Source organism: Fontibacter flavus (assembly GCF_042432905.1).
Lineage (GTDB): Bacteria > Bacteroidota > Bacteroidia > Cytophagales > Cyclobacteriaceae > Fontibacter > Fontibacter flavus.
In genome coordinates this window covers 124,317-137,171 of sequence record NZ_JBHLWI010000001.1, presented here as the reverse complement: position 1 = coordinate 137,171, position 12,855 = coordinate 124,317, and the positions used below count along the sequence as shown (strand labels likewise).

Sequence of the window (12,855 nt, the reverse complement as noted above, 5' to 3'; positions counted from 1 at the left end):
TTAAATGCGTATCCTTTTAGCTCTTATACTGATCTTATTGAGTCCTTATAAAGAAGAAAGGGAAGTCATAGTAACCAGAAAAATGATCACCGTCAGTGGTCAGACTTCCATAGGAGGATTCAACTGTGATTATTCTAGAAATGGCTTGAAGGATACGCTTTACATTGATTACACCAAAAAAGTAAAAGATTTGATTTTTGAAATTCCCGTTCAGGATTTTTCCTGCGGGAATTTCTTATTGAATAAAGATTTCAGAAAAACCATTAAAGCCGACCGGTATCCAACAGCCAAAGTATGGGTTAAGGACCTCAAATCCAGCTATGGACACTATTCCTGTGATATGACTGTTGACATAGTAGGTAAAAGATTGTATTACAACGACCTGATTTTAAAAAGAATTCCTGAAGGGGTTGCCGCCAACTTGGTATTAAGCTTTGAAGAACTGGAATTGGAGGCCCCCAAGAAACTTGGAGGCCTGGTAAAAGTGGAGGAAGAGCTTCACTTAGAGTTTAAATTGGGATTTTAGATCAGCTTTCCAGTAATTTTTTGATTTGCTCATCAGTTTTGATAAAACTGAATTGTCCTAAAACCTTATTCATTTTATCATTTATGTTTTCATTACATAGATTTCCAATGCTTCCCTCGTGGGTGTGTGAAACATTGTTTTGATCTGGGGTGAAATTACCTGATTCGATGTCCATTCCGACTTTTTTATAGGCATCTCTGAATGGCATTCCTTCGATAACCAACTGATTGACAACTTCTACGCTGAATAAATGCTTATAGAAAGGGTCTTGTAATATGTTGCTTTTTACTTTGATTTCTTTCAGCATGTAGGTTGTCATTCTCAAGCAATCCAAAAGTGTCTCTATTCCGGGGAAGATGGCCTCTTTTAATAATTGTAGGTCTCGATGATATCCGGTAGTCGTATTGGTCAGCAGTATAGTTACAGTATTGGGGATGCCCTGAATTTGATTGGTTTTGGCTCTGATCAGTTCAAAAACGTCTGGATTTTTTTTGTGGGGCATGATGCTGCTTCCGGTAGTCAGGTCATCTGGAAATCCAATGAACCCAAAATGCTGGTTCATGAAAATACAGACATCTGCAGCCAACTTATTCAGAGTTCCTGCAATTCCTGAGAGCGCAAATGCAATTGTTTTTTCAGTTTTTCCCCTGCTATTCTGCGCATTGATGACGTTGTGGTGCAAATCTTCAAATCCAAGGAGTTGAGTTGTCAGGGTGCGGTTCAATGGAAAGGAAGAACCATAGCCTGCTGCCGAACCAAGAGGGTTTTTATTAGAAAGTTTATAGGCAGTGAGTAGCAATTCCATATCTTCAGCTAGTCCTTCTGCAAATGAGCCAAACCAAAGTCCAAAAGAGGAAGGCATGGCAAGTTGCGTATGCGTATATCCCGGCATTAGATCCGCCTGGTGTTTGTTGGAAAGCTGGATCAAAAGCTCAAATAATTCCATTGATGCCTCGGCCAATTCTTTTATGGCATCACGATAAAATAATTTCAAATCAACCAAAACCTGATCATTTCTTGACCTACCACTATGAAGCTTTTTGCCCACCTCTCCATATCGCTGAGTCAGTAAAAACTCTACTTGGGAATGTACATCTTCCACTCCCGGGTCAATGTTAAATTGCCCCTGTGCTATTTCATGGTAAATTTCTTTAAGGCCTTTTAGTAATGTTTTTAATTCATCAGCTGTTAAAAGGTCGATCTTTTCAAGCATTATGGCATGTGCCATGGATCCCAGTACATCGAAGGGAGCTAAAACGATATCAAATTCAGGATCTCTACCGATGGTAAAATTTTCCACTTCTTTTTTAGATCCTGTGTTTTTCTGCCAGAGTTTCATGATTCAAATTTTATTTGGAGGAAAAGCTTTCTGCATAGCTATTCAAAATGTTAATATATCCTTCTATTCCTTTATTGATTTCATCCACAAAAATATATTCATCTGCCGTATGGGATCTTGCAGAATCTCCGGGACCAATTTTCACAGAAGGGTAGGGGATTAATGCCTGATCTGAGAGTGTAGGGCTTCCATATTTTTTAAGTTGTAAATATTCAGCAACCTTATGAATAGGATGGTCATTGGGAGTTTTTGAAGAGTTTAATCTTAATGATCTAGGTTGTAAATCTGCTTTTAAGGCATGTTTTAGCTCTTGAAGAGCCTCTTCTAGGGTATAGCTGTCTGTAACCCGTACGTCAAGGGTATAAGTGCAAAGATCCGGTATGACATTGTGCTGATTTCCTGCTTGAATAACAGTAGCTGTTACTTTGGTTTTACCCAAATAAGGGGATACTTTTTTGAATTCAAAGTCCCTGATGGTTACAAGATCGTCTAAGGCTTTGTACAAAGCATTTTCTCCTTCTTCTCTGGCTGCATGACCTGCTTTTCCCCGTACAGTAGCATCAATGACCAAAAGACCTTTTTCCGCAATGGCCATTTGCATTAAAGTGGGTTCACCAATTATTGCCAATTCGATTTTAGGTAGATCAGATAGTACGCTTTCAATACCATTTTTTCCTGAGATTTCTTCTTCAGCAGTTGCTGCTAGGATAATGTTAAAGGGAAGTTCCTTGTCCTGAAAATAGCAAAAAGTGGCAATTAAACTGACCAGGCATCCGCCCGCATCATTGCTGCCCAAGCCATATAGTTTGCCGTTTTCAACGATCGGTTGAAAAGGATCTTTTGTGTAACCGGCATTCGGCTTTACGGTGTCATGATGGGAATTCAGCAGGACATAAGGCTTGGAGTTTTTTTCTTGGTTTGACCAAGATACAATGTTGTTTCCTTTTCTTAGAGTAGTAATACCTTTGGATTCCAGAAATGACTGGATGATGTCTGCCGTTTTATCCTCTTCCTTACTGAAAGATGGGGTTGCAATGAGCTGTTTAAGCAGATTTAACGCTTCTTCAAATAAATTTTGATCCTTAACTTCCATTTATTTGTCAATACAGGTCGTACCGGTGTCTTTGAATGGTTGTTCCTGAAAGTTTACCTTTAGCAGCCAAAAGGAGATTTTCCGCCTTTCCTATCCATACATGGTGTACGCCTTTATGTAGCGCGGCGAAAGCATTGTCTAATTTTGGAATCATGCCGGAGTGAATGACATTTTCTTTTTTCAATTCTGCGTAAATTTCTTCATTGATCAAAGGAACGATGGAGTGGTCATTTTTTTCATCTATCAGTACTCCAGGCTTGTTGAAACAATAATAGAGGTCTACTTTAAATTTTTTTGACAAGGATGTAGCCAATTCTGACGCAATGCTGTCAGCATTGGTGTTGAGCAACTGTCCGTTTTTATCATGGGTAATGGCTGAAACCACCGGGACAATTTGATTTTCCAACAAAGTCTGTATCAGATCGGTATTGACTTCTTGAATATCGCCCACAAATCCGTAATCAATTGTTTTGACAGGTCTTTTGACAGCGCGGATAAGGTTACCATCCGCTCCCGTCATTCCCAGTGCATTTTGCTTCAAAGCTTGCAGTTTGGCCACAATTTGTTTATTGATCAATCCTGCATATACCATGGTAACTATATCCAAAGTATCTTTATCAGTAATCCTTCTTCCATCAACCATTTGTGGCATCACTCCCAAGCTTTCTCCAAACTTCGAGGCCATAACCCCGCCTCCATGGACCAATATTTTTTTGCCGGGAAATCTTGAAAACAGGTATAAGAATTCTTCGAGTTTTTCAGGAAAATCGATGACATTGCCACCAATTTTAATGATACTTACATGCATAGTTGAGGTAGTTTAGTGGTTTGAGTAGTGTTGTTTGCTTAACCCAATATATGGCTGATGACAGATTGGGCTGCATAAATCCTGTTGTTGGCTTGCTCCTGAACTAGGCTTCTTTTGCCGTCCAGAATTTCATCAGATAGTTCCACATTCCTTCTTACCGGAAGGCAGTGCATTACTTTTGCGTTTTTGGCATGTTTAAAATGCTTCTCAGTTAGCATCCAAGAACTATCAGTGGTGACAATTTTCCCGTAGTCGTTAAATGCTGACCAGTTTTTCACATAGACAAAATCAGCATCTTCCAAGGCCTTTTTCTGGTCCAGTTCGATATGGGCACCTTTGGTAAACATAGGGTCCAATTCATACCCTACTGGGTGGGTAATGGTCAGATCATGTTCACATCCTAAAGTCCATTCAGCAAAGGAATTGGCGACAGCATGAGGAATAGCCTTGATATGAGGAGCCCAGGTGAGCACAACTTTTGGCTTTTTGATTTCTCTTGTGTGCTCATGGATGGTAACCATGTCGGCCAAACTTTGTAAAGGGTGTCTGATGGCACTTTCTAAGGAAATTACCGGTACACCTGAATATTTGATGAATTGATTGAAGGTAAAGTCTTCAATATCCTCCTGCTTGTTTGTCAGACTTGGGAATGCCCTGATGGCCAAGATGTCAAAATAAGAACCCAGAACTGCTGCGGCATCTTTGATATGCTCCACCGTGCCTTTGTTCATCACGGCACCTTCTTTCATTTCCAAAGCCCATCCTTCTTTGTCCATATTCATGACAATGGGTTCCATTCCTAAATTCAAAGCAGCAATTTGCGTGCTGGCTCTGGTTCTAAGGGAGGGGTTGAGAAAAATACAGCCGATTCTTTTGCCAATTCCCTTTTTGTGGTCTACAAGAGGGTTGGTTTTATAGGAAAGCGCTTTTTCTATCAACTGATCAGCTAATTTTTTAGATTCAAATTGGGTAAAATACTTCATGATATGATGAAATGGTTTGACCTCATCGAAGGTCAGTTCAAAATTTTCTTTAAACTATCCAAAAACGAAGATAGTTGATTCATTTCAATATTTAAAGGTGGAAGCAAACGAATGGTGTGTTTTCCAGCTGAACTTCCTGTGAAAATTCTGTATTTATTAACCAATTCAGAACGAACAGGTGCTGCCTCACTTTCAAGGTCTATGCCTATCATCAATCCTTTACCCCTGACTTCTTTAATACCTGGGATTTTGTTCAGTTCAGTGATGAGGAAATCTCCCATTTGTTGGGCATGTGCCATCAGGTTTTCTCTTTCGATGATTTCCAATACTCCCAGTCCGGCAGCACATGCTAGATGATTACCACCAAAAGTGGTGCCAAGCAAGCCGTGTGAAGCCTTGATATCCGGATGTATAAGTACGCCGCCAATAGGGAATCCATTGCCCATTCCTTTAGCTATGGTGATTAGATCCGGTTTTAGCCCATCCACCCATTGATGTGCAAAAAACTTTCCTGTTCTTCCATAACCTGATTGCACTTCATCCAGAATAAGTTTTGCATGATGTTTTTTACATAAGTCTGCTACTGCAAGCAGGAAGTCCGGATCTGGCACTTGAATTCCTCCGACGCCTTGGATTCCTTCAATAATGATTCCTGCTATATTTCCTTGTTGCATCTGCTTTTCTACCGCGTCAATATTTCCCCATGGCAGGATGTAGGCATCTTCCCGCCTATTGGATGGGGCTATAATTTTTGGATTATCTGTCAAGACAACGGCTCCTGCAGTTCTTCCGTGAAATGCACCGGTAAAGCTGATGAATCCTGGTTTTCCGGTACAAAAGGAAGCAAGCTTCAGTGCGTTTTCATTTGCTTCGGCACCGGAATTACAAAGGAATAGGCTGTAATCTTCATAGCCCGAAAGTTTGCCAAGTTTATCCGCAAGTTGCTTTTGTATCGGTATCTGGACAGAATTAGAGTAAAAAGTCATCTGATCTAATTGGTCTTTTAGCCTATTGTTGAAGTGTGGATGGCTATGACCTACAGAGATAACGGCATGGCCTCCATAAAGGTCAAGGTATTCATTGCCCTGATCATCCCATAAAGTTGCACCAAGTGCCTTTACTGGTGTAACATTGATCAGAGGATAAACATCAAATAATTTCATGATTATCGGGTTAAAATGCGATGCTTTTTAGATTTAGACCAGATTTTTCATCCAATCCGAAAGCCAGGTTGAAATTCTGAACAGCTTGTCCCGAGGCTCCTTTTAGAAGGTTGTCAATTGCGGCATAAATGACCAATTGATCTTTTTCCTTTTTCAGGTGGATGATGCATTTGTTGGTGTTGATTGCCTGCTTGAGGTCAATGTCCAAGTCCGATATATGAGTGAAAGGAGCATCTTGATAAAAGGATTGATATGCCTCCATAGCCTCTGTCAATTCACCTGTAAAAGGAAAGTAGGCCGTAATCCATATACCTCTGGTAAAGTTCCCTCTATACGGGACAAATAAGATTTCCTGATCAAAAGTATTTTTGATTTGACTGAAAGTCTGTTTGATTTCTTTGAGGTGCTGATGCGTAAACAGTTTATAGACCGACATATTATTGGATCTATAACTGAAATGGGTAGTGTCACTCAACGATTTTCCAGCCCCTGTACTTCCTGTGATGCCAGAGATGTGGATAGTATTATTTACCCATCCCCTTGCCACGGAAGGCGCCAAAGCCAATTGGATACCTGTAGCGAAACAGCCGGGATTGGCGATTTTTTTGGCAGTAAGCAGCTTTTGTTTATTGATCTCTGGAAGACCATACAAGAAACCATTGCTCTCATCTCTGAAATCTGTACTCAGGTCGATGATGATTGTTTGTTCCGGGAAAGGATTCTTTTCCAGAAATCCTTTCGTCTGACCATGCGGGAGCCCCAAGAAAATAGCTTCAATACCATCTGTGACCACTTCATCAGTAAAGACAAGCTCGGTTTCCCCGATAAGGTCTGGGTGTACATCTGTTACCTTTTTGCCTTTTTGGCTATTGCTGTGGATATACATCAATTCGCATGCAGGATGGTGTATCAAAAGTCGGAGTAGTTCTCCGCCTGTATAGCCTGCAGCGCCAATGATGGCTGTTTTAATTTTCTTCATGGTAGTTGACTTGATGGAATATGGCAGTTTGGTTGCCTAAAATTCTCGTAAAACCCTTAACATCTTCCGCAGTATAACCTTTGTTCATTTCTCCATAGCTTCCGAATTTGGAAGCCATCAGGTCATGTTTTGATTCGATACCCACTAATTGGAAGCGGTATGGGTGTAACATGACTTTTACTTTGCCGCTCACAAACTTCTGGGTGCTTTCGAGAAATGCTTCCAAATTTCTCATTACAGGGTCCAGATAGTGACCTTCATGCAAGTGGTTACCGTAGAACTCAGCTATTTGGTTTTTCCAGAAAGTCTGCCATTTGGTCAAAATATGTTTTTCAAGCAACTGATGGCTTTTTATGATGATCAATGGGGCTGCAGCTTCAAAGCCTACTCGTCCTTTAATTCCGATGATGGTGTCACCCACATGGACATCTCTTCCAATTCCGAATGGACCTGCCAATTCCTGGATTTTCAGGATTGCTTCTATAGGATTATCGTAATGGGTGCCGTTTACTGCTGTGATTTCCCCTTTTTCAAATTCGAGATTTAATTCTTCTGATTCGCTTTTGCTTACCTGAGTAGGCCATGCTGCTTCCGGAAGCGTCTGATTGGAGGTTAAGGTTTCTTTTCCCCCTACAGAGGTACCCCAGATGCCCTTGTTGATAGAATAAGCAGCCTTTTCGAAGTTCATGGAAACGCCATGCTTTTTGAGGTAGGCTATTTCTTCTTCCCTGCTCAATTTCAGGTCCCGAATAGGAGTAATGATCTCTATATCTGGTATGATGGTCTGGAAAATCATGTCAAAGCGTACCTGATCATTTCCAGCTCCTGTACTTCCGTGAGCTACGGATTTTGCCCCGATTTTTTTGACGTAATCTGCCAGTGTTTTGGCCTGTAAAATTCTTTCAGCACTTACAGAAAGGGGATAGGTTTGGTTTTTGAGCACATTGCCAAAGACCAAGAATTTGATTACTTCTTGATAATAGGTTTTGGTGACATCCAGAATTGTAAAAGAAGCTATTCCCAAGCCATTGGCCCGTGCTTCAATATCCTTTAATTCGCCTGTAGAAAAGCCGCCTGTGTTGATCAGCACGGCATGTACTTCGTACCCGAGGTCTTTGGAAAGGTGAAGTGCACAGAATGTTGTGTCCAATCCTCCACTGTACGCTAATACTACTTTTTTCATCTTTTATCGTTTTTGGAAAGCCTTGAAGCTTTCGGATTTAAAATATGCTTAAGGTTTTGTTCTTGGTTTTCTTAATGTTCAGCAGAATTGATTTCTTCAATCTTGTCCATCTTTCAAAAAGTTTGAGGTTCTTTTTGAAATCTTTTCTCAAAGCGACCTCTTCAGTCTTAGCTTTTTTGGATGGGTCATATAACATAGCCGTGCATAGACAGTTTTGCCTGTTCTTAGCTTTCAGGATTTCAACATTCACACAGCTGTTACATCCTTTCCAAAATTCTTCATCATCGGTAAGGTCCGAATAGGAAACTGGAATATAACCCAACTCTGAATTGATTTTCATCACGGCTGCCCCAGTGGTCAAACCAAATATTTTGGCCTCCGGATATTTTTGTTGGCTCAGTTTGAAAATTTCATTTTTGATTTTTCTTGCTAGACCATATTTTCTGAATTCCGGATTTACAATTAGTCCGGAATTGGCCACAAACTTTCCGTGCCCCCAGGCTTCAATATAGCAAAATCCTGCCCAAACGCCATCTGAGGTCAAAGCGATAACTGCTTTCCCTTCCTGCATCTTGGTTTTGATGTATTCTGGCGAGCGCTTTGCGATACCTGTACCTCTGGCTTTTGCAGATTGTTCCATTTCATTGGTAATGGTCTCTGCATAATGCAAATGCTTTTCAGTAGCTGGTTGAATAATGAAGGAGTAGTTTTCCATTTTGTCCTAAAGGAAATAAATGAATATTTGATTGCTCATAGAGCATCTAGGTTAATAAATGAAAGGGAAGAATATGCTATTGTAGGTCATCCACGTAGGACACCAAAGGATATTACAGGGACATTGCCCTGAAGCTGTTTCTAAACCTCCTCAAAGGAGCCAAAAATAACATAGACAAAGCCGAAGTGTACATGGGTGCACTTGAAATTGGCGTCGCTATATTGTTTAGTTTTTGCATTTGTTTTGAAAACGTACGCAAAGGTTAAAAGGTTTGAAATAAAATGCAAGGGTTAGTGCGAATAATTAATAATGCCTTTTGTTAAATTTTCATAATGACAATAACGAGGTGTTTTTATGGCAAATTCCGAAATGTAATTTGACTCTTAGGGATAAGATTTCCAGTATGGCAGTATCATTATTTGCCATATGCTCAATTTATTTTATTTAGTGGGCAATCAGAGTTATTTAAAAATTGTTTGGTTCCCTACAAAAGACTAGTTTAAATTCTATTCATACACCTTTGGATGATATGTTGGTTTAAGGTTATGCTTTTGTCATTTCCATTAGTGCTTTTACGAAAGTGTCCAATTCTTCCGGTGTGGTATAGATATTTGGGGTAATTCTGCAACCATTGACCCCTGCATACTCAATTCCCACAGTGTAAATCCTATGTTTTTCGAGAAGGGTTTTAGCCATGACACTGGGATCCATGCCTTTAATGCCGACATTGGCAATACCACAACTTCTAGCGGGATCTTTGGGAGTATTTAAAACAATTCCTGGCATATTTCTTACCTGATCAGACCAATATCTCTGTAGATATCTTAATCTCTCTTCTTTTCTTTTTGGTCCAATTTTATTGTAATAATCAATTGCATAATTAACTGCTAAATCTGTGGCTACAGGGTGTGTCCCTGTGTGGTTGAGATTTTTGATATTGGTATGGTCTAATTCATAGGGGGCCATGAGTGGCCAAATCTGATTGATTTTTTCTTTTTTGGTATAAAGCAGACCTGCTCCTAAAGGTACACTTAACCATTTGTGAAGCGAGCATGCGTAATAATCACATCCCAATTCATCAATTTTAAAATCAAAATGAGCTATACAGTGTGCGCCGTCCAACATCACTTCCACACCATGCTTATGTGCCATTTCGCATATTTTTTTAACAGGAAGAATTTGTCCTGTAATGTTGATCATATGACTGACCATGATCAATTTGGTTTTTGATGTTATGGCATTTTCATAGATTTTAACTATTTCTTCATCCGATTTTGGGTGATTTGGAATATCAACGATTTTATTGATTATACCATAACGCCTAGAAGCCAGTTCAAACATGTTTTTGATACTTCCATAGTCCTGATGTGCAAAAATAGCCTCATCTCCTTTTTGCCATGGATATCCTGATATGATGATGTCCAGGGATTCGGTTGCGTTTCTTGTGATGGCTATTTCATCGGGAGAACCTCCAAACATTTCAGCCAGCCGGGCAGCAGCTTTGTCTTTATTGTCCCATTGTACGGTTCTGAAATACCAAGAACCTTGGAAATTGATTTCCCTGATTGTTTCGATATAACTTTCCAGAATTTCCTTAGGAATAAAACAATAGTAGCCATTTTCCAAATTGATGTAATCAGGTTTTAATCGGTAACCATCCCTGATTTTTCTCCAAAAACCCTCATCACTTGCTAATTTTTCGGCTGGAATATGCGCATATGCATCAACAGTTTTGGCCAAAGCTTGGAAAGAAGCCGAACCTGCAAGTCCTGATAATGCCAGATTTTTAAGGAAAGTTCTTTTTTTCATAGTGCTGAGGAGATTACCCTTCAATTTGTGGAAAAAAAATTGAAAAAAAAATTCTTAAACCGAAATTTGTTGAATAAATTTGTCAACAAACAAATAGTCAACAAATTCGAGTATGAAAAATTTGGCCCAAATGATTGCAGAAAAAAGAAAGGAAAAAGGCTGGGTTGTTAGGCAACTTGCTTTTGAAAGTGGGATAGATCCGGCATTAGTGTCCAAGTTTGAAAAAGGAATCAGACTTCCTACTGAAGATAATCTTAAATCTTTGGCTTTGTCTTTAGGCTTGCCATTTGATCCTATCCGCAAAATATGGCTGGCCGAAAAGATTTATCAGATAGTGGAATACGAGACAGATGCAGCCGAAATTCTATCTTTAGCAGAATCCAGGGTTGAATACCTTTCAGGTCATCAATCCCTGATGATGCAGGAGTTAAGTTCGAGCATCAAAGAGAAGCTTAAGGCCATAGATGCATTGAGGTATGAATGGTCTTCCAAGAAACCCCTTAATAAAACCCAGCTCAAAAAAATGCAGGAGTTTTTTATGGTGTCCTATACTTATGAGAGTAATAGGATTGAAGGGAATACGCTTAGCCTTCAAGAGACTCACTTGGTCGTAAATGAAGGGATAACCATAGGAGGGAAATCAATGAGGGAGCATTTGGAGGCTATAAACCATGCTGAAGCTGTTTCTTATATTGAGCAGCTGGTATCTGACAAAATGGATTTCGGTCCAAGGGTTCTAATGGAGTTACATTATTTAATTCTGAAGGGGATAGATAAAGATAATGCCGGAAGATATAGAAAGGTGCCAGTTAGGATATCCGGAAGCGAGCATGTGCCACCTCAGCCGTTTATGTTAGAAAAGTTGATGGAGGAATATTTTCTGCATTATGATCAGCAGAAAAGCACACTTCACCCTGTAATTCTGGCAGCAGAAATGCATGAGCGATTGGTGAGTATCCATCCTTTTATTGATGGGAATGGCCGTACCAGCAGGCTAGTAATGAATTTGATTTTACTGAAACATGGGCTGACCATTGCCAATCTTAAAGGAGACCTTACATCCCGATTGGCCTATTACAAAGCTTTGGAGGCAGTACAGGTAGACAATAATCCAGATGTTTTCTATCATTTAGTAGCAGATGCCGTCCTCGACTCTTTGAAGAATCACTTGGAAATGGTGTAAGAATCATCCTGTGGCTGTACTCACTGGATGGTTTTTTATATTTGATTGAAGTCTAGACTTAATATAGAAGAACCTTTTGAAATCATCAATTTCACAGGATGAACACCAATAGAAAAAACAAAGCCAATAAAATTGCAACCCATTGGTAAATAAGTTTTTTTCTTGGAAAATGAAAATTGCAAATGGGGCAGAATTCAGCAGTTTTATCTACTTGCATAGCACAAGAAGGACATTCTTTTGTTCGTTTTTTTTGAACCATTCTGTGGTGATTTTGATTAATGTACCAAAGTAAACGGAATAAGATGAAAATAGAAATTTGGTCGGACATCATGTGTCCATTTTGTTACATCGGAAAAAGAAGGCTTGAAGCGGCATTGAAATCTTTTGAATTTTCGGATCAGGTAAAAATCGAATGGAAAAGTTTTCTATTAAATCCGGATATGGTAACTGATCCTAGTAAAAGTACCCTGGAATATCTCTCAGAAACAAAAGGTTGGAGTTTGGATCAAACCAAACTAATCACACAGCAGGTAGTCGATATGGCTAAAGCCGAAGATTTGCATTATCAAATGGATAAAACTGTTGTGGCCAATGCCAAAAATGCCCATAGGGTACTGCAGTTGGCTAAGTCTTTGGAAAAAGGAGGTGCGATGAAGGAAAGGTTGTTGAAAGCGTATTTTACTGAAGGAGCTAATATCGATGATATGGAAACACTTGTTTCCTTGGCTATGGAGGTTGGTCTGGAGAAAGAAAGGGTTAAATCTTGCTTGGATTCAAACGAATATGCTGACAAAGTAGAGCAAGATATTTATGAATCCAGGATGTTGGGAGTACGGGGTGTGCCATTTTTTGTATTCGATAGAAAATATGGAATCTCAGGTGCCCAACCATTGGAGGTTTTTGAAGAAAGTCTGCGAAAAGCTTGGGAAGAGCATGTGAAAAATAACCCTATTTTGGATATCACAACCAGTGATTCTGGGGCTTATTGCGATACCGAAGGCAATTGCAAATAAACTGTCATTAAAAAGAAAAAATCCCGCAGCATTATGATTTTTAAATGCTGCGGGATTTTTT

Annotated in this window: 12 protein-coding genes; 3 read left to right on the top strand and 9 right to left on the bottom strand. The window is 39.6% G+C overall.

The window, feature by feature from the left end:
- The first annotated feature begins 4 nt into the window (after positions 1-4).
- The gene (locus tag ACFFIP_RS00625; RefSeq protein ID WP_382385619.1) at positions 5-526 is read left to right on the top strand and encodes a hypothetical protein; all 522 of its coding nucleotides are present in this window, start codon (positions 5-7) and stop codon (positions 524-526) included.
- Between the two features lies 1 nt (position 527).
- Here ACFFIP_RS00625 and argH read toward each other — a convergent pair whose 3' ends face one another.
- The 9 genes from argH to ACFFIP_RS00580 form a co-directional block, all read right to left on the bottom strand.
- Positions 528-1,865, bottom strand: a complete 1,338-nt coding sequence (argH, locus tag ACFFIP_RS00620; RefSeq protein WP_382385618.1) for an argininosuccinate lyase — start codon at positions 1,863-1,865, stop codon at positions 528-530.
- Positions 1,866-1,875: 10 nt separating this feature from the next.
- Positions 1,876-2,958 carry a M20 family metallo-hydrolase gene (locus ACFFIP_RS00615; RefSeq protein ID WP_382385617.1) on the bottom strand — a complete coding sequence of 361 codons (1,083 nt, stop codon included), beginning with the start codon at positions 2,956-2,958 and terminating at the stop codon, positions 1,876-1,878.
- 7 nt (positions 2,959-2,965) lie between these two features.
- The gene (gene argB, locus ACFFIP_RS00610; protein WP_382385616.1) at positions 2,966-3,766 is read right to left on the bottom strand and encodes an acetylglutamate kinase; all 801 of its coding nucleotides are present in this window, start codon (positions 3,764-3,766) and stop codon (positions 2,966-2,968) included.
- A 38-nt stretch (positions 3,767-3,804) separates the two neighbouring features.
- A complete protein-coding gene (locus ACFFIP_RS00605) occupies positions 3,805-4,749 on the bottom strand; it encodes a Rossmann-fold NAD(P)-binding domain-containing protein (RefSeq protein WP_382385615.1) in 945 nt (314 codons plus the stop codon).
- 32 nt (positions 4,750-4,781) lie between these two features.
- Positions 4,782-5,912, bottom strand: a complete 1,131-nt coding sequence (locus ACFFIP_RS00600; RefSeq protein WP_382385614.1) for an aspartate aminotransferase family protein — start codon at positions 5,910-5,912, stop codon at positions 4,782-4,784.
- 10 nt (positions 5,913-5,922) lie between these two features.
- A complete protein-coding gene (gene argC / locus ACFFIP_RS00595) occupies positions 5,923-6,891 on the bottom strand; it encodes an N-acetyl-gamma-glutamyl-phosphate reductase (protein WP_382385613.1) in 969 nt (322 codons plus the stop codon).
- Positions 6,878-8,074, bottom strand: a complete 1,197-nt coding sequence (locus ACFFIP_RS00590) for an argininosuccinate synthase (protein WP_382385612.1) — start codon at positions 8,072-8,074, stop codon at positions 6,878-6,880. Before ACFFIP_RS00590 ends, argC begins: the two co-directional genes overlap by 14 nt.
- Positions 8,075-8,111: 37 nt before the next feature.
- Positions 8,112-8,789 carry a GNAT family N-acetyltransferase gene (locus tag ACFFIP_RS00585; protein ID WP_382385611.1) on the bottom strand — a complete coding sequence of 226 codons (678 nt, stop codon included), beginning with the start codon at positions 8,787-8,789 and terminating at the stop codon, positions 8,112-8,114.
- 543 nt (positions 8,790-9,332) lie between these two features.
- Positions 9,333-10,598 (bottom strand): aminotransferase class V-fold PLP-dependent enzyme, encoded by a 1,266-nt coding sequence (locus tag ACFFIP_RS00580; protein ID WP_382385610.1) that lies wholly within the window; start codon positions 10,596-10,598, stop codon positions 9,333-9,335.
- A gap of 112 nt (positions 10,599-10,710) precedes the next feature.
- On the opposite strand from ACFFIP_RS00580, the gene ACFFIP_RS00575 reads away from it, so the two are divergent.
- Together ACFFIP_RS00575 and ACFFIP_RS00570 are read left to right on the top strand one after the other, a co-directional pair.
- On the top strand, positions 10,711-11,781 hold the full coding sequence (locus ACFFIP_RS00575; RefSeq protein WP_382385609.1) for a Fic family protein: 1,071 nt from the start codon (positions 10,711-10,713) through the stop codon (positions 11,779-11,781).
- A 302-nt stretch (positions 11,782-12,083) separates the two neighbouring features.
- Positions 12,084-12,794: a DsbA family oxidoreductase gene (locus ACFFIP_RS00570; protein ID WP_382385608.1), complete on the top strand. Its 711-nt coding sequence runs from the start codon at positions 12,084-12,086 to the stop codon at positions 12,792-12,794.
- The last annotated feature ends 61 nt before the right edge of the window (positions 12,795-12,855 follow it).